Genomic DNA, 21,887 nt, shown 5'->3' on the forward strand with positions numbered 1-21,887 from the left:
TGTCGTAGCGCGGCCTCAAAGGGTCCCGATGCCGGCGTCGAACAGGCAGACTGGCTCCATGGGCTCGGAAAGCGACGGACGGCATCGGAGGCTACGAGTATCGGCGTTGGCGGCGGTGGCAAACCCGTCGTATTCCCGAGTGGACACCTGGAATCTGCTCGACGACGCCTGTCGGGAGTTGGCCGCGGTCGACCGCGCCGGCCTGGACACCGCCCACCACGTGGCGCAGGCGCGGCGCCTGATGCACCGCCTCGGGGCCTTTGAGCGGTACTGGCTGTTTCCCGGTGCGACGCGGCTGGCGGCGTTCCGCAATTACCTCGAGGCGATGGCGACGGTGTCGCTCAGCGAGCAGGTCTCGCTGGTGGTGCGGCTGCTGTCGGACTACGGGGACCGCGCGGCGCTGTTCGACATCGGCTCGCCGCTGTCCGATCAGGAACTGGTGGCTCAGGCCCGCCAGCAGCAGTTCTATACCGTGCTGCTGGCCGACGACTCGCCGCCGGAGGCGCCCGAGAGCCTGGCGGAAAGCCTTCGTGCGCTGCGCAAGCCCGATGACGAGGTACAGATCGAACTGCTGGTGGTGTCCAGCGTCGAGGACGCCATCACCGCGGTCGCGCTCAACGGCGAGATCCAAGCCGCGATCGTGCGGCACGACCTGCCGCTGCGTTCGCGTGACCGGGTACCGCTGATGACCACGTTGCTGGGCACCAACGACGACGCCGGAGTCGTCGATTCCAGTCGTGACGCCATCGAGTGCGGTGAGTGGATGCGCCTGCTGCGCCCGCACATCGACATGTACCTGCTCACCGACGAGTCGATCGCCGCCGACGCCGACGTGGAGCCGGATGTCTACGACCGGACCTTCTACCGGCTCAACGACGTCACCGACCTGCACAGCACCGTGCTGGCCGGTATCCGGAAGCGCTACGCCACACCGTATTTCGATGCGTTGCGCGCTTATGCGGCCGAGCCGGTCGGTCAGTTCCACGCGCTTCCGGTGGCCCGCGGCGCCAGCATCTTCAACTCACGCTCGCTGCAGGACATGGGGGAGTTCTACGGCCGCAACATCTTCATGGCCGAGACGTCGTCGACGTCCGGCGGCCTGGATTCGCTGCTCGACCCGCACGGCACCATCCGGATCGCGATGGACAAGGCCGCAAAGACCTGGAACGCCGACAACACCTACTTCGTGACCAACGGGACCTCGACGGCCAACAAGATCGTCGGGCAGGCACTGACCCGGCCGGGCGACATCGTGCTGATCGACCGGAACTGCCACAAGTCCCACCACTACAGCCTGGTGCTGGCCGGCGCGTACCCGATGTATCTGGACGCCTACCCGCTGGCGCCGTTCGCGATCTACGGTGCGGTGGCGCTGCAGACCATCAAACGCGCGCTGCTGGACCTGGAGGCCGCCGGGCAGCTGCACCGGGTACGGATGATTTCGCTGACCAACTGCACGTTCGACGGCGTGGTCTACAACCCGCAGCGGGTGATGGAGGAGGTCCTGGCTATCAAGCCGGACATCTGCTTCCTGTGGGACGAAGCCTGGTATGCCTTCGCGACCGCGGTGCCGTGGGCCCGGCAGCGCACCGCGATGGTCGCCGCCGAACGCCTGGAGAACATGCTCGCCTCACCGGTCTACGCCGAGGAGTACCAGGCTTGGCGCGCCTCCATGGAGGGCGTCGACCGCTCCCAGTGGAGCGAGCACCGGCTGTTGCCCGACCCCTCGGCGCGGGTGCGCGTCTACGCGACCCACTCCACGCACAAGTCGCTGTCGGCGCTGCGCCAGGCCTCGATGATCCACGTCCGGGACCAGGACTTCAACGCGCTGGTTCGAGACGCGTTCACCGAGGCGTTTCTGACCCACACCTCCACCTCGCCGAACCAGCAGCTGCTGGCGTCGTTGGACCTGGCTCGCCGGCAGGTGGACATCGAAGGCTTCCACATGGTGCGGCGGGTCTACGACATGGCACTGGTGTTTCGCCACCGGGTCCGCAAGGACCGGGTGATCAGCAAGTGGTTCCGCATCCTCGACGAAGACGACCTGGTGCCCGATCGGTTCCGGGCGTCGGCGGTCAGCTCCTACCGCCAGGTTCGCCAGGGTGCCCTGGCGGAGTGGAACGAGGCCTGGCGGTCCGACGAGTTCGTGCTCGACCCGACCCGAGTCACCCTGTACGTCGGCAAGACCGGGATGAACGGCTACGACTTCCGCGAGAAGATCCTGATGGACCGCTTCGGGATCCAGATCAACAAGACCTCGATCAACTCGGTGCTGCTGATCTTCACCATCGGGGTCACCTGGTCCAGCGTGCACTACCTGCTCGACGCGCTGCGCCGGGTCTCGGGCGAACTGGACCGCGCCTGGAACGCCGCCAGCAGCGAGGACCGCGCCCTGCAGGAACGCAAGATGGTCGAGATCACCGCGGATCTGCCGCCGCTGCCGGACTTCAGTGAGTTCGCGCCGGCGTTTCGTCCAGGCGGTGCAAGCACATTCGGCGACATGCGGTCGGCCTTCTACGGCGGCTACGAGGAGTCCGACCGCGAATATGTGCTGATCGGGGACGCCGGCCGCCGCGTGGCAGACGGCAAGACTCTGGTGTCGACCACCTTTGTGGTGCCGTATCCGCCGGGCTTCCCGGTGCTGGTTCCCGGTCAGGTGGTCTCCAAGGAGATCCTGTACTTCCTGGCAGACCTCGACGTCAAGGAGATCCACGGCTACAACCCGGACCTGGGTCTGGCGGTGTTCACGCAGGATGCCCTGGCCCGCTATTCGCGGACTGCGAACGTGGACTGATTTGCCTCTCACCCGCCGAATGTCGGGTCAACGCACGCTTCCGGGGTCGACGCGTGACACAACCTGACATTCGGGTCAGTACGCTGACTCGCCATGGCCAAGTCGGAATCCGCTGGCGGGTCGGGAGGCGGTTCCCGCCTGTCCGTGCAGGACTGGGTGCAGGCCGGCTTCCGGATTCTCGCCGAGTCCGGGGTGAAAGCGCTGACCATCGACCGCCTCTGCCGGCGGCTCGGGGTCACCAAAGGCAGCTTCTACTGGCATTTCACCGACATGAAGGCCTACCGGCAGGCCCTGACCGATACCTGGGCTGCTGCGCGCGATGAGGACCGCGGCGACTTCGACGCGCTGGCCACGTTGCCGCCCCGTGAGCGGTTGTCGCGCATGATGAATTCGTTGGTGGGGCCCGCGCATTGGATGCTCGAACGTGCGATGCGCGAGTGGGCGCGTTCGGAGGACAGCGTCGCGGCGGCGGTGCGCAGTTCGGACCGGCGGGTGCTCACCGCCGTCCGGCAGGCCTTTCTCGATGACGGATTCGGTCCCGATGAGGCGGACATGCGGGCCAATGCCACGTTCGCCGCCGGGATCGGAATCCTGCATCTGGCCGGTTCGCGGCCGAGTCCACGCGCGGTGGGCTGGCGGGAACCGTTCTTGGACGTGATGTTGCGCCACTGACTCCATACCAAAAGGTATGGTACGGTCCGGTGCATGACGACCGCTGCAGACTTCTGCGTGACCGAGGAGTTCATCTCGCGCCTGGGCGAACGTGCCGCGGAAGCCGAAGAACTGCGCCGGCTTCCGCCCGCCACCATCAGCGACTACCGCGAGTCCGGGCTGGCCGGCCTGCTGCTGCCCGCGCGCTACGGCGGTCAGCAGGCCGACTTCCCGCAGATCCTGGATCCGGTTCGCCGGATGGCGCACGGCTGCGCGTCGAGCGCCTGGACGCTGGCGTTCTACACGCTGCACAACTGGATGCTGGCGCTCTTCGGTGAGCAGGCCCAGGACGAGGTGTTCGCCGACGGGCCGGTGCTGTGCCCCGCGCCGCTGGCCCCGACCGGCCGCGGCGTGCCCGACGGCGACGGGATTCGCCTCAGTGGGCGCTGGTCGTGGGCCACCGGGGTGATGGACGCCGACTGGATCATGGTCGGCGCCATCTGCGGGCCCGATGAGGCTCCCTACCCGGCGTTGGTGCTGCTGCCGGCGACCGACATCGCCGTCGAGGATGTCTGGCACACCGCCGGGATGCGGGCGACCGGGTCCAATGACGTGGTGATCGAGGATGTCTGGGTGCCGGCGCACCGACTGGTCAAGGTCATCGACATCTACTCGGGAACAGCGCCCGGCGCCGCGCTGCACGATGCGTCGGCGTACCGGTGGCCGATGGTTCCGGCGCTGGCGCTGGTCGCCGCGATGCCCGCTCTCGGCGCGGCCGAACAGGTGGCCGACCTGTTCGCCCAGCGGCTGAGCGAGCGGGTCATGGCGTATTCCGGTGCGGCGCAGAAGAACCAGCCTGCCGCCCAGATCCGCCTCGGCGACGCTCGGGTCCGGCTGCGCGCCCTGCACGGGTTGCTCGGCGACACGGTCGGCCGGATTCAGGACGCGGTGGTTGCGCGTGAACGCATCAGCCGGGCGGTTCGCGCCGACGCCCGAGCGGCGGCGGCGCATATCGTGCACGAATCACGCTCGGTGATCGCCGATCTGCTCGAAGCATCCGGCGCCAGCGTGCATTTTCTGTCCAACCCGATGCAGCGCGCCAGGCGCGACGTCGACATCATCTGTGGGCATGTCGTTTTCGACTACGACACCGCACGTGAGCTGGCCGGGGCACTCGAAGTCGGCGTCAAGATCTCGCCGATCTCGATGATCTAATGGCCGCCATGAGAACCCTGTGGGTCGAGGCGAGTCCGAAGCAAGAGCATTCGCTGTCCTCAGCGCTGGCCGAGGCGTTCCTGCACGCTGCGCCCGCCGACGTCGTCGGCGAGGTGGAACGGTTCTCGGTGTGGACCGATGAGATGGTCACCTTCGGGCGCGATGCCGCCTTCGCCAAGTTCGCACCGCTCTACGGCGAGCGACGAACACCTGAGCAGAAGCAGATCTGGTCGAAGGTGCTGGCCGAAATCGAACGGGTCCGCTCCTTCGACCGCCTCGTGGTCTCGTCGCCGATGTGGAATTGGCATGTGCCGCATGCTTTGAAGGCGTGGATCGACGTCATTGTGCAACCGATGGCCAGCTTCACGGTCAACGAACGCGGTGAACACGTGGGCACGTTGGGCGACGGCAAGCCGGTACAGCTCATCTTGACCCGCTCCAGCGTCTACGACGGCAGCCGGCACGACCTGCAGGACTTTCAGCGGCCCTACCTGGAGTACGTGTTCACCATGCTGGGCTACACGGTCGAGACCCTGGTGTTCGAGCCGACGACTCGATGGACCTCCGAGGAGCGCGAGCAGATGCGCGAGGCCGCCCTGGAGAGGGCGCGCGCTGCGGGGAAGATGCTCTAAAACGTGCCGAGTGTGCCTGCGAGTGAGCCGGGCTCACAGCCCCAGCGCGGCGTAGGTCCGGCGCAAGAACTTCGGCTGCGCGACCCGCAGTTTGGCAACCGAGGTGTTGCCAGCGACGGCCGCGGCCGCGTCGGTGGACAGCGTCGGTGAGTTCTGGACCAGGTACAGCAGGATCAGATCCGCGGACGGATCGGCCTGCCACCAGGTGCCGTAGGCGCCCGGCCAGCTGAACGTGCCGGCACCTCCCGGACCGAACAGGGGCTGCGACTTGCCCGGATCGGTCACCACCGACAGGTTGAGCCCGAATCCGCGGCCGACCCACAACGGCGCCCCCAGGAACGGGTGCCGCTTCTGGCTATCGGTGAGTCGGTCGGTGCGCATCGCCTGCGCCGCCTGGGTCGAGAGCACCCGGGTCCCGTCGACCATGCCGTCCGCCAGCAACATTCGTGCGAACGCCAGGTAATCGTCGGCGGTGGACATCAGCCCGCCGCCGGCGTTGGGAAACGCCGGCATGGCGATCGGCACCGGGCCCATCGCATCGTCGCGCAGGGTGTCTCCGTCGACGCGGTACATGGTGGCGCTGCGCCCGCGTGCCGCGGGGGAGACGCAGAAGCCGGTGTCGGACATCCCGAGCGGCCCCAGGATCCGTTCGTCGAGCACCTGCGGCAGCGGCTTGCCCTCGATCCGTGACAGCACCACGCCCAGCACATCGATGCCGTGCCCGTAGGTCACCCGCTCACCGGGCTGATCCACCAGCGGCAGCGCGGCCAGCGCCGTCAGCCAGGCCTCGGGCCCCCGCCCGAACGGCAGCCGCTGATACTCCCGCGCGATCGGGCCGGGCACCGAGAAGCCGTAGCCGATGCCGCAGCGGTGCGTCATCAGGTCGTCGATGGTGAGAGCGCGCCGGACCGGGGTGGTCGCCTCAAGCGGCCCGGCCGGGTCGATCAGCACCCTCGGCGAGGCCAACTCCGGCAGCCAGTGGGCGATGGGGTCGTTGAGGCGCAGCCGGCCTTCGTCGACCAGGGTCATCGCGGCGGCGACGGTGATCGGCTTGGTCATCGAGGCGATCCGGAACACTGTGTCGCGGGTCATCGGCAGCCCCGCCCCGACATCGCGATAGCCGATCTCATTGACCTGCAGCACCTGGCCGCGCTGCCAGACGAGCGTCACGGCGCCGGCGAGCACGCCGGTGTCGCAGGCCTCGCGGATGGGCGCCTGGTTGGGGTCGAGATTCACCGGCTCAGGTTAGCGGCGATCGCAAGCGCGCGGAGCCGGGCGTCGCGGGTCGGCGCCATGGCGCAGCCCGAGCCGCACGGATGCTATTCTTCCCGGCAGTTCGACATCCTTTAACGATCCGTCCCGCGAGGCGGAGAAGGAGGTCCTGCGGTTTCGCATGGGCGCTGCCGGTAATTCCAGCACCGACCGGGAATTGATGTCCTCGGCGGATGTGGGTCGCACTGTTTCTCGTATCGCACATCAGATCATCGAGAAGACCGCCTTAGACGATCCCGATTCGGGCGCCCCGCGGGTAGTGCTGTTGGGCATCCCGACCCGCGGCGTCACCCTGGCCCAGCGGCTGGCCGGCAAGATCAGCGAATTCTGCGGTGTGGACATCGCGCACGGCGCGTTGGACATCACCCTGTACCGCGACGACCTGATGCGCCAGCCACCGCGGGCCCTGGAACCCACCTCGATCCCCGAGGGCGGCATCGACGATGCGTGCGTGATCCTGGTCGACGACGTGCTCTTCGCCGGCCGGTCGGTGCGCGCCGCCCTGGATGCCCTGCGCGACGTCGGACGGCCCCGGATCGTGCAGTTGGCGGTCCTGGTGGACCGCGGCCACCGCGAACTTCCGGTGCGCGCCGACTACGTCGGCAAGAACGTGCCGACCGCTCGCGGCGAAAGCGTGCACGTCCTGCTGGCCGAACACGATGGCCGCGACGCGGTGGTGATCACCCGATGAGCACCAGGCACCTGCTGGCGGCCGGGGACCTGAACCTCGATCAGGCCACCGCGATCCTCGACGACGCCGACCGCTTCGCCCAGGCCCTGCTGGGCCGTGAGGTCAAGAAGCTGCCCACCCTGCGCGGGCGCACCGTGATCACGATGTTCTACGAGAACTCCACCCGCACCCGGGTCTCCTTCGAGGTGGCCGGCAAGTGGATGAGCGCCGACGTGGTCAACGTGTCCGCGTCGGGGTCCTCGGTGAACAAGGGCGAGTCGCTGCGCGACACCGCGCTGACCCTGCGGGCCGCCGGCGCCGACGCGCTGATCATCCGGCATCCGTCCTCGGGCGCGGCCCACCTGCTCGCCGAGTGGACCGCAGGTGCGCAGGGCGGCCCGGTGGTGATCAACGCCGGCGACGGTACCCACGAGCACCCCACCCAGGCGTTGCTGGACGCGCTCACGCTGCGGCAGCGACTCGGCGGCATCGAAGGCCGCCGTGTCGTCATAGTCGGCGACATCGTGCACAGCCGGGTGGCCCGCTCCAATGTGAGTCTGCTGGCGACGCTGGGCGCCGAGGTGGTCCTGGTGGCGCCGCCGACCCTGCTGCCGGTCGGGGTCTCCGAATGGCCGGTGACGGTCTCGCATGACTTCGACGCCGAGCTGCCTGCCGCCGACGCGGTGCTGATGCTGCGGGTGCAGGCCGAACGGATGACCGGCGGGTTCTTCCCGTCCACGCGGGAGTACTCGGTGCGTTACGGGTTGTCGGAGAAGCGCCGGGCGATGCTCGCCGAGCATGCGGTGGTGCTGCACCCCGGCCCGATGCTGCGCGGTATGGAGATCTCCTCGTCGGTGGCGGACTCATCGCAATCCGCGGTGCTGCAACAGGTTTCCAACGGCGTGCACGTGCGGATGGCGGTGCTGTTCCATCTGCTGGTGGGGGAGACGGGAACGGTCGAAGCATGAGCGTGCTGATCCGCGGAGTGCGGTGCTACGGCGAGGGCGACCAGGTCGACGTGCTGGTCGAAGACGGCCAGATCGCCCAGATCGGTGCGGGCCTGGCTGTTCCCGACGAGTGTGAGGTCATCGACGCGCCCGGACAGGTGCTGCTGCCCGGCTTCGTCGACCTGCACACCCATCTGCGCGAGCCGGGACGCGAATACGCCGAGGACATCGAAACCGGCTCGGCGGCAGCGGCTCTCGGCGGCTACACCGCCGTGTTCGCGATGGCCAACACCGATCCCGTCGCCGACTCGCCGGTGGTCACCGACCATGTCTGGGCGCGCGGGCAGCAGATCGGCCTGGTCGACGTGCACCCGGTCGGCGCCGTCACGGTCGGACTGGGCGGCACGCAGCTGACCGAGATGGGCATGATGGCGGCCGGTACCGCCGGTGTTCGGATGTTCTCCGACGACGGGGTGTGCGTGGCCGACCCGCTGGTCATGCGCCGGGCGCTGGAATACGCCACCGGACTGGGGGTGTTGATCGCCCAGCACGCCGAAGAGCCTCGGCTGACCGTCGGCTCGGTCGCCCACGAGGGCCCCAACGCCGCCCGGCTGGGACTGGCCGGCTGGCCGCGCGTCGCCGAGGAGTCGATCGTCGCACGGGACGCGCTGCTGGCCCGCGACGCCGGCGCCCGCCTGCACATCTGCCACGCGTCCACCGCCGGAACGGTTGAGCTCCTCAAATGGGCTAAGGGCCAGGGCATCTCGGTGACCGCCGAAGTCACACCGCATCACCTGATGCTCGACGACAGCCGACTCGCCGGCTACGACGGTATGAACCGGGTCAACCCGCCGCTGCGCGAGGCATCCGACGCGGCGGCGCTGCGCCAGGCGTTGGCCGACGGTGTCATCGACTGCGTGGCCACCGACCACGCCCCGCACGCCGAGCACGAGAAGACCTGCGAATTCGCCGCAGCCCGGCCCGGAATGCTCGGGCTGCAGACCGCGCTGTCGGTGGTGGTGGCCACCATGGTGCAGCCCGGGCTGCTGAGCTGGCGTGACGTGGCCCGGGTGATGAGCGAGCGGCCGGCGCAGATCGTCGGCCTGCCGGATCAGGGCCGCCCCCTGGAGGTGGGCGAACCGGCCAACCTGACCGTGGTGGACGTCGACGCCAACTGGGTGGTGACCGGCACACAGCTGGCCAGCCGCTCGGCCAACACCCCCTACGAGACGATGACCCTGCCGGCGGCGGTCACCGCGACGCTGCTGCGCGGCCGGATCACCGCCCGCGACGGGAAGAGCCCGGCATGAACACGCCAACGATGGTCGGGTCGCTGATCTTCGCTGTGGTGTTGGTGGTGCTGATCGGCGTGGTGATCCGGATGATGATGCGCGGCTGGCGCCGGCGCGGCCAGCTGCAGGACGCCCTGATCGGGACGCTGCCGACGGTGCCCGACACGGTGGGCCCGCCCACCGTCGACGCCACCCGCGGTCAGTACCTCGGCTGCACGCTGGCGCCGAAGTGGAACGACCGGGTGGTGGCGGGGGACCTGGGTTATCGCACCAAGGCGGTGCTGACCCGCTACCCGGAGGGAATCATGGTGCAGCGCAGCGGCGCTCGGCCGATCTGGATTCCGCAGGACGCGGTCATCGCGGTCCGCACCGAACGCGGAATCGCCGGCCGCGCCATCCCAACCCGGCATAACAACGGAGTGCTGGCGATCCGCTGGCGACTGCCGTCGGGCACCGAGATCGACACCGGTTTCCGTGCGGACGACCGCGCTGATCACTCCCGCTGGCTCGAGGAAGAGGAAGACGAGTAATGAACGCGCGCGCGGTGCTGGTTCTCGAGGACGGCCGGACGTTCACCGGAGAACCCTTCGGAGCCGTGGGACAGACCCTGGGCGAGGCGGTTTTCTCCACCGGCATGTCCGGCTACCAGGAGACGCTGACCGACCCCAGTTACCACCGGCAGATCGTGGTGGCCACCGCCCCGCAGATCGGCAACACCGGCTGGAACCGCGAAGATGGGGAGAGCCGCGACGAGAAGATCTGGGTGGCCGGCTATGTGGTGCGCGACCCGTCGCCGCGGGCATCGAACTGGCGGGCCACCGGAACCCTGGACGACGAGCTGGTGCGCCAGGGCATCGTCGGGATCGCCGGTGTCGACACCCGAACCGTGGTGCGCCACCTGCGCAACCACGGCTCGATGAAGGCCGGGGTCTTCTCCGGTGACGCGCTTGCACCGTCGGAAGAGTTGGTGAGCCGGGTCCGAGATCAGCCGTCGATGCTCGGCGCCGACCTCGCCGGGCAGGTCAGCACCGACGCGGGGTATGTGGTGGAACCCGAAGGGACGCACCGGTTCACCGTCGCGGCCCTGGACCTGGGCATCAAGACCAACACACCGCGCAACTTCTCCCGCCGCGGAGTTCGCAGTCACGTGCTGCCGTCGTCGGTGGACTTCGAGGCGATCGCCGAGCTGAAGCCCGACGGGGTGTTCCTGTCCAACGGGCCCGGTGACCCGGCCACCGCCGATCGGATGGTCGGGTTGACCCGTGAGGTGCTGGGTGCCGGAATCCCGTTGTTCGGAATCTGTTTCGGCAACCAGATCCTGGGCCGGGCCCTGGGTCTGAACACCTACAAGATGGTGTTCGGCCATCGCGGGATCAATATCCCGGTCATCGACCACGCCACCGGCCGGGTGGCGGTGACCGCGCAGAACCACGGATTCGCCCTGGAGGGAGAAGCGGGCCAGCGCTTCGACACTGACTTCGGCCCGGCCGTGGTCAGCCACACCTGCGCCAACGACGGTGTGGTCGAAGGCGTCAAGCTCGCCGACGGCCGGGCCTTCTCGGTGCAGTACCACCCGGAGGCCGCTGCCGGACCGCACGATGCGGAATACCTGTTCGACCAGTTCGTCGACCTGATGGGGTCAGGGAAGTGAACAACGGGGCAGTGAGCAACTTTGCCGCGAGTGTGCGTGTTTGCACACGACATGCCGCGGGCGGGCGTACATCTGCGCACGCTCGCGCAAGAAGAACTCGCGCAAGAAGAGGAGAGAGCTAGTGCCGCGCCGCAGCGACCTGCGCCATGTGCTGGTGATCGGCTCCGGGCCGATCGTGATCGGCCAGGCCTGTGAGTTCGACTACTCCGGGACCCAGGCCTGCCGGGTCCTCAAGGCCGAGGGCCTGCAGGTGAGCCTGGTCAACTCCAATCCGGCCACCATCATGACCGACCCGGAGTACGCCGACAACACCTACGTCGAACCCATCACCTGGGAGTTCGTCGAAAAGGTGCTCGCCCAACAAGCCGAGCGCGGGAACAAGGTCGACGCCCTGCTGGCCACCCTGGGTGGGCAGACCGCGCTGAATACCGCCGTCGCGTTGCACGAGCACGGGGTGCTGGAACGTTACGGCGTCGAGTTGATCGGCGCCGACTTCGAAGCCATCCAGCGTGGCGAGGACCGCCAGCAGTTCAAGGACATCGTGGCCAAGGTCGGCGGCGAGTCGGCCCGCTCCCGGGTCTGCTACACCATGGCGGAGGTCGAAGCGACCGTCGCCGAACTCGGCCTGCCGGTCGTGGTCCGGCCCTCTTTCACGATGGGCGGCCTGGGCTCCGGCCTGGCGGCCAGCCTCGACGAGGTGGCCCGGATGGCCGGGGACGGCCTGGCCGCCTCGCCGACCGCCAATGTGTTGATCGAGGAATCCATCTACGGCTGGAAGGAATTCGAGCTCGAGCTGATGCGCGACGGCAACGACAACGTCGTCGTGGTCTGCTCGATCGAGAACGTCGACCCGATGGGCGTGCACACCGGCGACTCGGTGACCGTCGCACCGGCGATGACGCTGACCGACCGGGAATACCAGCGGATGCGTGATCTGGGCATCGCGATCCTGCGCGAGGTCGGGGTGGACACCGGCGGCTGCAACATCCAGTTCGCCGTGAACCCCAAAGACGGCCGGCTCATCGTGATCGAGATGAACCCGCGGGTGTCGCGGTCCAGCGCGCTGGCCTCGAAGGCCACCGGCTTCCCGATCGCCAAGATCGCCGCCAAGCTCGCCATCGGCTACACCCTCGACGAGATCGTCAACGACATCACCAAAGAGACCCCGGCCTGCTTCGAGCCGGCGCTGGACTACGTCGTGGTCAAGGCGCCGCGCTTCGCGTTCGAGAAGTTCCCCGGCGCCGACCCGCGGCTGACGACCACCATGAAGTCGGTGGGCGAAGCGATGTCGTTGGGCCGCAACTTCATCGAATCGCTCGGCAAGGTGATGCGATCGCTGGAGACCGACCGCGCCGGGTTCTGGACCAAGCCCGACCCCGAGGGGACCGCCGACGACGCACTGCAGCGGTTGCGAACCCCCACCGAGGGACGGCTCTACGACATCGAACTGGCCCTGCGGCTCGGCGCCGGCGTGGAGCAGGTCGCCGAGGCCTCCGGGGTGGACCCGTGGTTCGTCGAGCAGATCAACGGCCTGGTGGCGCTGCGCGCCGAGGTCATCGACACCCCGGTGCTGGACGCGGACCTGCTGCGGCGCTGCAAATACAGCGGCCTGTCGGATCATCAGATCGCCGTGCTGCGCCCCGAGCTGGCCGGCGAGAACGGGGTGCGGCTGCTGCGGTCCCGATTGGGGATCCACCCGGTCTTCAAGACCGTCGACACCTGCGCGGCGGAGTTCGAGTCAAAAACGCCGTACCACTACAGCACTTTCGAGCTCGACCCGGCCGCCGAGACCGAGGTGGCCGTGCAGAACACCAAACCCAAGGTGCTCATCCTGGGTTCCGGGCCCAACCGGATCGGCCAGGGCATCGAGTTCGACTACAGCTGTGTGCACGCCGCGATCACCTTGAGCCAGGCCGGGTTCGAGACCGTGATGATCAACTGCAACCCCGAAACGGTGTCCACCGACTACGACACCGCCGACCGGCTCTATTTCGAACCGTTGACGTTCGAGGACGTGCTGGAGGTGTACTACGCCGAACAGCAGTCCGGCCAGGGCGGGCCCGGCGTGGTGGGTGTCATCGTGCAACTGGGCGGACAGACCCCGCTGCGGCTGGCTCAGCGGCTGGCCGACGCCGGCGTGCCGATCGTCGGCACCAGCCCGGAGGCCATCGATCTGGCCGAGGACCGCGGCGCCTTCGGTGATGTGCTGACCAGCGCCGGCCTGCCGGCGCCGCGCTACGGGACCGCGACCACCTTCGAGCAGGCCCGCCGGATCGCCGCGGACATCGGCTACCCGGTCCTGGTCCGCCCGTCGTATGTGCTTGGTGGGCGCGGCATGGAGATCGTCTACGACGAGGAGACCCTGCGCGGCTACATCACCCGGGCCACCGAACTCTCACCGGAGCATCCGGTGCTGGTCGACCGGTTCCTGGAAGACGCCATCGAGATCGACGTCGACGCTCTGTGCGACGGCACCGAGGTCTACATCGGCGGGATCATGGAGCACATCGAGGAGGCCGGCATCCACTCCGGCGACTCCGCGTGCGCCCTGCCGCCGGTGACGCTGGGCCGCAGCGACATCGAGAAGGTGCGCCGGGCCACCGAGGCCATCGCCCACGGTGTCGGGGTGGTCGGACTGCTCAACGTGCAGTTCGCCCTCAAAGACGACGTGCTCTACGTACTGGAGGCCAATCCACGCGCCAGTCGCACCGTGCCGTTCGTGTCCAAGGCCACCGCCGTACCGCTGGCCAAGGCCTGCGCCCGAGTCATGCTGGGCGCCACCATCGCCGAGCTGCGGGCCGAGGGCCTGCTGGCGGCCACCGGGGACGGTGCCACCGTCGGCCCGCACGCGCCGATCGCGGTTAAGGAGGCCGTCCTTCCATTTCATCGCTTCCGCCGCGCCGACGGCTCCGGCATCGACTCGCTGCTGGGCCCGGAGATGAAGTCCACCGGCGAGGTGATGGGCATCGACCGCGACTTCGGCACCGCGTTCGCCAAGAGCCAGACCGCGGCCTTCGGGTCGCTGCCGGCCCAGGGCACGGTTTTCGTCTCGGTGGCCAACCACGACAAGCGTTCGCTGGTCTTCCCGGTCAAGCGGCTCGCCGACTTGGGTTTCCGGGTGATGGCGACCGAGGGCACCGCGGAGATGCTGCGCCGCAACGGTATTCCGTGTGAGGTGGTCCGCAAGAATTTCGAGGAGCCCAGCCCCGATCGCCCGACACTGTCGGCGGTGGACGCCATCCGGGCCGGTGAGGTGAACCTGGTGATCAACACCCCGTACGGCAACTCCGGTCCGCGCGTGGACGGCTACGAGATCCGCTCGGCCGCGGTCAGCGTCAACATCCCGTGTGTCACCACCGTCCAGGGGGCGGCCGCCGCGGTCCAGGGCATTGAGGCCGGTATCCGGGGCGACATCGGGGTGCGCTCCCTGCAGGAACTGCACAGCACGCTCGGCGGGCAGTAGTGGCTGGGGGGTTCGGCGTTCGGCTGGCCGAGACGATGGCGGCCCGCGGGCCGCTGTGCCTGGGCATCGACCCGCACCCCGAACTGCTCGCCTCCTGGGGACTGCCGGCCACACCCGACGGGCTGGCCGCATTCAGCGAGACGTGCGTCGCGGCGTTCGCCGGGTTCGCCGTCGTCAAACCGCAGGTGGCGTTCTTCGAGTCGTACGGATCGGCCGGCTACGCCGTGCTGGAGCGCACCATCGCGGCGCTGCGCGAGGCCGGCGTGCTGGTGCTGGCGGATGCCAAGCGCGGCGATATCGGCTCGACGATGGCCGCCTACGCGACGGCCTGGGCCGGTGACTCACCGCTGGCGGCCGACGCGGTGACCGCCTCGCCGTACCTGGGCTTCGGATCCTTGCAGCCGCTGCTGGAGACCGCCGCGGCCCACCGGCGGGGCGTCTTCGTGCTGGCCGCCACCTCCAACCCGGAGGGGGCGAGCGTGCAGCGCGCCCGGGCGGACGGGCGCACGGTGGCGCAGGCGATCGTCGACGCCGCCGGCGAGGCGAACAGGGTGGCGGGAACGCAACCCGGCTCGATCGGGGTGGTGGTCGGCGCCACGCTGCGCGAGGTGCCCGATCTGAGCGCCCTGGGCGGCCCGGTGCTCGTGCCGGGGATCGGGGCACAGGGCGGGCGTCCCGAGGCGCTGGCAGGGCTGGGAGGGGCCGCCGCGGGCACGCTGCTGCCGGCGGTCTCCCGCGAAGTTCTGCGTGCCGGTCCCGATGTCGGGTCGCTGCGCGCGGCAGCCGAGCGGCTGCGCGACGCCGTGGCGTACCTGACCGCCGGATAGCGACTACTACGCGGGGTAGTTGGTCCGGGTGCGACACGCGCGACACGCCGTGAGGTGCGAATTCAATGCCATCGAGCTTCCGGCGGGTCCCGGGCGCCGCGCTGCGGCCGGCCAGGGCCGCCCGACACATCCGATCGCGACGAATAAAAGACCAGCTAGAACATGGTTTTGTGGGTTTGGTCGCGGGGCGGGTGGCCGGCGGGCGGCGGGTCGCCCGGTGGCGTCCGGGGCGGGTCAGGTCACCCGTGTTCAGACGCCGCACGCTGGGCATTTGTAGCCGGAAACGGGGGGTGGGGTTAGATTTCGTCAGACGGCGTGGGTACGGTCGTCGTCTCTGGCCGGAGTACCTGGCCGAGACAAGGAAAACATCGGCGTTGCCGATGATGACGATACGGAGGAATCGTGGCCCTTCCCCAGTTGACCGACGAGCAGCGCGCCGCCGCGTTGGAGAAGGCGGCGGCCGCGCGTCGAATCCGAGCGGAGCTCAAGGACCGGCTCAAGCGTGGCGGCACCAATCTCAAGCAGGTGCTCAAGGACGCCGAGACCGATGAGGTCCTCGGCAAGATGAAGGTGTCCGCGCTGCTGGAGGCATTGCCGAAGGTCGGCAAGGTCAAGGCGCAGGAGATCATGACCGAGCTGGAGATCGCCCCCACCCGCCGCCTGCGCGGCCTGGGTGACCGGCAGCGCAAGGCGCTGCTGGAGAAGTTCGACTTCTCCTGACCTGCCGGTGAGTGCCGGTGGAGGGCCGGACAGCCGACACGCGGGACGCGTTGTGGTGCTGTCCGGCCCATCCGCGGTCGGTAAGTCGAGCGTGGTCCGTTGCCTGCGCGAGCGGGTACCGGACCTGTATTTCAGCGTGTCGGCCACCACCCGGGCCCCGCGGCCCGGGGAGGTGGACGGCGTCGACTACCGCTTCGTCACACCCCAGGAATTCGAACGCCTGATCCAGGCGGACGAGTTGTTGGAGTGGGCCGACATCTACGGCGGCCTGCAACGATCGGGCACCCCGGCGGCCCCGGTCATCGACGCGACCCGCGCCGGCCGCCCGGTCTTGATCGAGGTCGACCTGGCCGGGGCCCGGGCCATCAAGAAGGCCCTGCCGGAGGTCGTCACGGTATTTCTGGCCCCGCCGGATTGGGAGACGCTGGAGGCCCGGCTCATCGGCCGGGGGACCGAATCCGCGGAGGTCATGCAGCGCCGGCTGGACACCGCGCGCATCGAGCTGGCGGCGCAAGGAGACTTCGACACGGTCGTGGTCAACAGTCGATTGGAAACAGCCTGCTCAGAATTGGTATCCTTGCTGGTGGACACCGCACCGGGCGCGGTCTGATTTGCCCGGACAACAACAGGCGTGACCCGCCCCAGCCAAAGAGCTCAGGAGATTGTCTTAAGTGAGTACCTCGAAGACCGACTCGGCCAGTTTGTCGCCGGCCGGTGATTCCGACGAGTTCGACCCGGCTCTGATCGGCGGATACGACACGCCGCTCGGCATCACCAACCCGCCCATCGACGAGCTGCTGCAGCGTGCTTCGAGCAAGTACGCCCTGGTGATCTACGCGGCCAAGCGGGCCCGCCAGATCAACGACTACTACAACCAGCTCGGCGAGGGCATCCTCGAGTACGTCGGGCCGCTGGTCGAGCCCGGCCTGCAGGAGAAGCCGCTCTCGATCGCGATGCGTGAGATCCACGGCGACCTGCTCGAATACACCGAAGGCGAGTAGCAGGGACTCGGGCGGCACCGTGGAGCGCAAGCGGGTCGTCGTCGGTGTCTCCGGGGGCATCGCCGCATACAAGGCGTGCACCGTGGTCCGACAGCTGGCCGAGGCCGGTCACTCGGTGCGCGTCGTCCCGACCGAGTCCGCGCTGCGGTTCGTCGGCGCGGCCACCTTCGAGGCGCTCTCCGGGCAGCCGGTGCACACCGGGGTGTTCGACGATGTGCCGGCCGTTCCCCATGTCGCCATCGGCCAGCAGGCCGACCTGGTGGTGGTGGCACCGGCCACCGCGGATCTCCTGGCCCGTGCGGTCGCGGGCCGCGCCGACGACCTGCTGACCGCCACCCTGCTCACGGCGCGCTGCCCGGTGCTGTTCGCACCGGCGATGCACACCGAGATGTGGCAGCACCCGGCCACCAGGGAAAATGTGGCAACGTTGCGAACGCGCGGTGCAGTGGTCCTCGAACCCGCATCGGGCCGGCTGACCGGCGCTGACACCGGGCCCGGCCGGCTGCCCGAGGCCGAGGAGATCAACACCATCGCGTCGTTGCTGCTGGAGCGAGCCGACGCACTGCCCTACGACCTGGCCGGGCAGAAGGTGCTGGTCACCGCCGGAGGCACCCGTGAACCGATCGATCCGGTCCGGTTCATCGGCAACCGCAGTTCAGGCAAACAGGGCTACGCCGTGGCCCGCGTGGCGGCCCAGCGCGGCGCGGAGGTCACGTTGATCGCGGCGCATACCGCGGGGCTGATCGATCCTGCCGGCGTCGATGTGGTGCATGTCAGCTCAGCCCAGCAGTTGCATGACGCCGTCACCAAACACGCGCCCGAGGCGCAGGTGCTGGTGATGGCCGCCGCCGTCGCCGACTTCCGCCCGGCCCGCGCGGCGCAGGCGAAGATCAAGAAGCGGCCCGGCGAGGAGCAGGGCCCGACCATCGAACTGATCCGCAACGACGACGTGTTGGCCGGCGCGGTACGCGCCCGTGGCGACGGGCAACTGCCCCATATGCGGGCCATCGTCGGCTTCGCCGCGGAGACCGGCGACGAGAACGGCGACGTGCTGTTCCACGCTCGCGCGAAACTGCGGCGCAAGGGCTGTGACCTGCTGGTGGTCAACGCCGTCGGGGACGGTCGGGCGTTCGAGGTGGACCACAACGACGGCTGGCTGCTAGCCGCCGACGGCACCGAGTCCGCCCTGGAGCCCGGGTCCAAGACACTGATGGCCAGTCGCATCGTGGATGCGGTGGTGGCCTTCCTGGACGCCAGCGCCGGATAGCGGCCGGCGAGCCCGTTCGTGTGATGCGCCACCGCTCTGCGGACGGTGTAACTTACAATTCGTAAGTTACACGGAAGGGGCTGGTATGGACGATCGACGATATGTGGTGATCGGCGGCGGCCTGGCGGGGCTGGCTGCGGCGGTCTGGTTGGCCGAGGCGGGCAGGAAGGTGACCCTGCTGGAGCGGCGCGGGCGGCTGGGGGGACGCACCCACGCGATGCAGGTGGAGGGGATAGCCGATCTCCCCGACAACGGTCAGCACGTCATCGCCAGCGGCTACGAGCACCTGTTCCGGTACCTGACCAGCGTCGGCACCCGGTCGATGGTCGAGTTTCCGACCGGCGGAACGCTGCGCTGGCCCGGTGGCGCCACGACCACCATGGCGACTCGGGGGCTCGGCGCGGTGCGGACGCTGTTCGGGGCGCACCCCGATACCAGCCTGCTCGACCGGCTGCGCACCGCCGTTGCGACCACGCGCCTGGTGGGGGAGGCGCTGTTTCAACCCGCCGATCTGCCCGAACTGAGCACCGACCAGTGGCTTCGACGTGTCGGGATGCCCGCGCGGTCCCGGAAAGCGGTGTGGGACTGGCTCGCCCTCGGGATCGCCGCCGAGCCGGTGGACCGCGGTGCGGCGAAGGTCTTCGCCGACGTTCTGGCCACCGGAATCCGGCTCGGGCTGCGTCACCGCCGGGCGGTGACGATCGGCTATCCCACCACCGACCTCGACACCCTCTATATCTCCGGCGCGCTCGCCGCGTTCGAGCGGTTCGGCGTCGAGGTGCGCTACCGGGCGATCGCCCGGCGAATCGTGGTGGAAGACAACGCGGTCCGCGCCGTGCAGTTATCCGACGGCAGTGAAGTGCCGGCAGACGCCGTGGTGTGCGCGGTGCCCAACTCGAATATCGGCGGCTTGCTCGACGACCTGCCTGAGCATGCCGAAATCTACGCCGCGGCAGACAAACTGCATTACACGCCGATCGTGAGCACCAACCTCTACCTGGACCGGCCGTTGGGGACCGAGGCGGCGATGGAGGCGGTGATCGGCGGCGAGGGCATCATCGACGAGGTGTTCGACCGGCAGCGGATGCACGGCCGTGATCCGGCCGGAGCCTGGCTGTACTGCCTGACGACCAGCGGCGCCTACGAGCAGATCCACCGGTCCAACGAACAGATCGTGGCCGAGCAGATGGAACTGCTGCGCCGTTACTATCCGGCGGCCGCCGAGGCGAACGTGGTCGCCGCGCAGGTGGTGAAGATGCCGAAGGCCACTTTTTCGCAGGTCGTGGGCACCGATGGGCTGCGTCCGGATCAGCGCACTTCGGTCCCGAGCCTGGTGCTCGCCGGGGACTGGACCCGTACCGACTGGTCGGCGACCATGGAGAGCGCCGCGCAGAGTGCGGCCCGGGCGGTGGCGCTGCTGCTCGAACTGCCGGCATCACGATGAGCGCGCAGCCGGCGCCCAGGCGGCGCATGCCGGCACCGGCCCGGCGGATGCAGCTGCTCGACTGCGCCCGCGACATCGTCGCCGCCGAGGGTTTCGCCGCGGTGACCATCGAACGGGTTGCTCGCGCCGCACAGGTCACTCGGACGGTGGTGTACCAGAACTTCGGCGACCTGGCCGGACTGATGTCGGCCCTGCTCGACCGCGAATCGGAGATCGCCTTCGCCGGAATGCGCAGTGTGGACGGCCCACCCGGCGACGACCCGGACGCACTGGGCCGCGGCATCCTGGCCTATCTCCACGCGGCGCCCACAAGCTGGCGCATCATCCTGAGCCCGCCCGCGGGAGCCCCGCCGCAATTGCGGGCCCGCACCGAGATGGGACGTCGCTACGCCCGGAAGATCGCCGCGGACCGGCTGTCCCGGCTCGCCGGCCGGCCGGTCGACGCCGACGGCGCGACCGCCAGGCTGTTGTTGTCGGCCGTGGAGGAACTGGCCCGGCTCCATCTCACCGACCCGCAGGCTCACCCCGACGAGCTGGTGCTGCGCTACCTGCGGTCGCTGGTCGGCTGGGCGGCCCGGGTCGAGACGGTGACGCCGGCCACACCGTGAACCCCGTGAGGGCCTCACCGAGGCAACCCGGACTGTCGATCGAGGTGACCCGGACGGTAAGGTAGGCACCCGCAGGGCCGGTCGCGGGGGAGCGCAGGCATTACCCCGGCCCGTGCCGGGGGCACCGGACTGCCAAGCGGTCCCTGGGAGCGCATAGCTATATTTGCCCGAGCTAACTTTTGGATCGATTACCCGGAGGGTGACATTGTGAGCGAAAAGGGTCGGCTGTTCACCAGTGAGTCGGTGACCGAGGGACACCCCGACAAGATCTGTGACGCCATCAGCGACTCGGTGCTCGACGCGCTGCTGGCCGATGACCCCCGCTCACGGGTTGCGGTGGAAACCCTGGTGACCACCGGTCAGGTGCACGTGGTCGGTGAGGTGACGACCAGCGCCCGCGAGGCGTTCGCCAACATCACCAACACGGTGCGCGAACGGATCCTGGAGATCGGCTACGACTCGTCGGACAAGGGCTTCGACGGTGAGACCTGCGGCGTCAACATCGGGATCGGTGCGCAGTCGCCCGACATCGCCCAGGGTGTCGACACCGCCCACGAAGCCCGGGTTGAGGGCGCCGCGGACCCGCTGGACTCCCAGGGCGCCGGCGACCAGGGCCTGATGTTCGGCTACGCGATCGCCGACACCCCCGAGCTGATGCCGCTGCCGATCGCCTTGGCCCACCGGCTGTCGCGGAAACTGACCGAGGTCCGCAAGAACGGCACGCTGGACTACCTGCGCCCGGACGGCAAGACCCAGGTCACCATCGAGTACGAGGACGACGTCCCGACCCGGCTGGACACCGTGGTGATCTCCACCCAGCACGCCGCCGGGATCGACCTGGTGAACACCCTGGACCCCGATCTCCGGGAGCACGTGATCAACACCGTCCTCGCGGAACTCGCCCACGAGACGCTGGACTCCTCCTCGACTCGTGTGCTGATCAACCCGACCGGCAAGTTCGTCCTCGGCGGGCCGATGGGTGACGCCGGTCTGACCGGCCGCAAGATCATCGTCGACACCTACGGCGGCTGGGCGCGGCACGGTGGCGGCGCGTTCTCCGGCAAGGACCCGTCGAAGGTGGACCGCTCCGCGGCGTACGCCATGCGCTGGGTGGCCAAGAACATCGTCGCTGCCGGCTTGGCGCAGCGGGTCGAGGTTCAGGTCGCCTACGCCATCGGCAAGGCCGCCCCGGTCGGGCTGTTCATCGAGACCTTCGGCACCGCGACTGTCGACCCGGTGAAGATCGAGAAGATCGTGCCCGAGGTCTTCGACCTGCGCCCGGGTGCGATCGTGCGTGACCTGGACCTGCTGCGGCCGATCTACGCGCCGACCGCCGCCTACGGCCACTTCGGCCGTACCGACATCGAACTGCCGTGGGAGCAGCTGGACAAGGTCGACGACCTCAAGCGCGCCATCTGATTCCGCGCGCTAGA

At 68.9% G+C, this 21,887-nt stretch carries 19 protein-coding genes; 18 read left to right on the forward strand and 1 reads right to left on the reverse strand.

The genetic code is table 11. From position 1 onward, the window contains the following. The first annotated feature begins 58 nt into the window (after positions 1-58). The 4 genes from AWC16_RS05570 to AWC16_RS05585 all read left to right on the forward strand — a co-directional run bounded on the left by AWC16_RS05570 (position 59) and on the right by AWC16_RS05585 (position 5,292). Positions 59-2,794 carry an aminotransferase class I/II-fold pyridoxal phosphate-dependent enzyme gene (locus AWC16_RS05570; protein ID WP_085263772.1) on the forward strand — a complete coding sequence of 912 codons (2,736 nt, stop codon included), beginning with the start codon at positions 59-61 and terminating at the stop codon, positions 2,792-2,794. 93 nt (positions 2,795-2,887) lie between these two features. Continuing rightward, complete coding sequence (locus AWC16_RS05575) at positions 2,888-3,466, forward strand: TetR/AcrR family transcriptional regulator (RefSeq protein ID WP_085263773.1); 579 nt, start codon at positions 2,888-2,890, stop codon at positions 3,464-3,466. A gap of 33 nt (positions 3,467-3,499) precedes the next feature. Continuing rightward, positions 3,500-4,660: an acyl-CoA dehydrogenase family protein gene (locus AWC16_RS05580; RefSeq protein WP_085263774.1), complete on the forward strand. Its 1,161-nt coding sequence runs from the start codon at positions 3,500-3,502 to the stop codon at positions 4,658-4,660. Between the two features lie 8 nt (positions 4,661-4,668). Beyond that, positions 4,669-5,292 carry an NAD(P)H-dependent oxidoreductase gene (locus AWC16_RS05585; protein ID WP_085263899.1) on the forward strand — a complete coding sequence of 208 codons (624 nt, stop codon included), beginning with the start codon at positions 4,669-4,671 and terminating at the stop codon, positions 5,290-5,292. A 33-nt stretch (positions 5,293-5,325) separates the two neighbouring features. Here AWC16_RS05585 and AWC16_RS05590 read toward each other — a convergent pair whose 3' ends face one another. Continuing rightward, positions 5,326-6,528, reverse strand: a complete 1,203-nt coding sequence (locus AWC16_RS05590) for a serine hydrolase domain-containing protein (protein ID WP_085263775.1) — start codon at positions 6,526-6,528, stop codon at positions 5,326-5,328. Positions 6,529-6,685: 157 nt separating this feature from the next. On the opposite strand from AWC16_RS05590, the gene pyrR reads away from it, so the two are divergent. The 14 genes from pyrR (at position 6,686) to metK (ending at position 21,873) form a co-directional block, all read left to right on the forward strand. After that, entirely contained in the window at positions 6,686-7,255 is a 570-nt protein-coding gene (pyrR, locus tag AWC16_RS05595) for a bifunctional pyr operon transcriptional regulator/uracil phosphoribosyltransferase PyrR (RefSeq protein ID WP_085263776.1), read from the forward strand. Next, the gene (locus AWC16_RS05600; protein ID WP_085263777.1) at positions 7,252-8,202 is read left to right on the forward strand and encodes an aspartate carbamoyltransferase catalytic subunit; all 951 of its coding nucleotides are present in this window, start codon (positions 7,252-7,254) and stop codon (positions 8,200-8,202) included. Before pyrR ends, AWC16_RS05600 begins: the two co-directional genes overlap by 4 nt. Next, positions 8,199-9,491, forward strand: a complete 1,293-nt coding sequence (locus tag AWC16_RS05605) for a dihydroorotase (protein WP_085263778.1) — start codon at positions 8,199-8,201, stop codon at positions 9,489-9,491. Before AWC16_RS05600 ends, AWC16_RS05605 begins: the two co-directional genes overlap by 4 nt. After that, positions 9,488-10,003 carry a PH-like domain-containing protein gene (locus tag AWC16_RS05610; protein ID WP_085263779.1) on the forward strand — a complete coding sequence of 172 codons (516 nt, stop codon included), beginning with the start codon at positions 9,488-9,490 and terminating at the stop codon, positions 10,001-10,003. The genes AWC16_RS05605 and AWC16_RS05610 overlap by 4 nt, the downstream gene beginning before the upstream one ends. Next, positions 10,003-11,124, forward strand: coding sequence for a glutamine-hydrolyzing carbamoyl-phosphate synthase small subunit (gene carA, locus AWC16_RS05615; RefSeq protein ID WP_085263780.1), 1,122 nt, complete (start codon positions 10,003-10,005; stop codon positions 11,122-11,124). Before AWC16_RS05610 ends, carA begins: the two co-directional genes overlap by 1 nt. A 121-nt stretch (positions 11,125-11,245) precedes the next feature. Then, positions 11,246-14,587 carry a carbamoyl-phosphate synthase large subunit gene (carB, locus tag AWC16_RS05620; RefSeq protein ID WP_085263781.1) on the forward strand — a complete coding sequence of 1,114 codons (3,342 nt, stop codon included), beginning with the start codon at positions 11,246-11,248 and terminating at the stop codon, positions 14,585-14,587. Beyond that, positions 14,587-15,414: an orotidine-5'-phosphate decarboxylase gene (pyrF, locus tag AWC16_RS05625; protein WP_272937806.1), complete on the forward strand. Its 828-nt coding sequence runs from the start codon at positions 14,587-14,589 to the stop codon at positions 15,412-15,414. The genes carB and pyrF overlap by 1 nt, the downstream gene beginning before the upstream one ends. A 402-nt stretch (positions 15,415-15,816) precedes the next feature. Further along, positions 15,817-16,134 carry an integration host factor, actinobacterial type gene (gene mihF / locus AWC16_RS05630; protein ID WP_085263782.1) on the forward strand — a complete coding sequence of 106 codons (318 nt, stop codon included), beginning with the start codon at positions 15,817-15,819 and terminating at the stop codon, positions 16,132-16,134. A 7-nt stretch (positions 16,135-16,141) separates the two neighbouring features. After that, entirely contained in the window at positions 16,142-16,744 is a 603-nt protein-coding gene (gene gmk / locus AWC16_RS05635) for a guanylate kinase (RefSeq protein WP_085263783.1), read from the forward strand. A 61-nt stretch (positions 16,745-16,805) separates the two neighbouring features. Next, on the forward strand, positions 16,806-17,135 hold the full coding sequence (gene rpoZ / locus AWC16_RS05640; protein WP_085263784.1) for a DNA-directed RNA polymerase subunit omega: 330 nt from the start codon (positions 16,806-16,808) through the stop codon (positions 17,133-17,135). A gap of 19 nt (positions 17,136-17,154) precedes the next feature. Continuing rightward, positions 17,155-18,402, forward strand: coding sequence for a bifunctional phosphopantothenoylcysteine decarboxylase/phosphopantothenate--cysteine ligase CoaBC (gene coaBC / locus AWC16_RS05645; protein WP_085263785.1), 1,248 nt, complete (start codon positions 17,155-17,157; stop codon positions 18,400-18,402). Between the two features lie 85 nt (positions 18,403-18,487). Continuing rightward, on the forward strand, positions 18,488-19,846 hold the full coding sequence (hpnE, locus tag AWC16_RS05650; RefSeq protein WP_085263786.1) for a hydroxysqualene dehydroxylase HpnE: 1,359 nt from the start codon (positions 18,488-18,490) through the stop codon (positions 19,844-19,846). Between the two features lie 26 nt (positions 19,847-19,872). Next, positions 19,873-20,454: a TetR/AcrR family transcriptional regulator gene (locus AWC16_RS05655; RefSeq protein WP_207572264.1), complete on the forward strand. Its 582-nt coding sequence runs from the start codon at positions 19,873-19,875 to the stop codon at positions 20,452-20,454. A gap of 207 nt (positions 20,455-20,661) precedes the next feature. After that, entirely contained in the window at positions 20,662-21,873 is a 1,212-nt protein-coding gene (gene metK, locus AWC16_RS05660) for a methionine adenosyltransferase (RefSeq protein ID WP_085263788.1), read from the forward strand. Positions 21,874-21,887: the final 14 nt, after the last annotated feature.

This window comes from Mycolicibacter longobardus, assembly GCF_002102265.1.
GTDB classification, from domain to species: domain Bacteria; phylum Actinomycetota; class Actinomycetes; order Mycobacteriales; family Mycobacteriaceae; genus Mycobacterium; species Mycobacterium longobardum.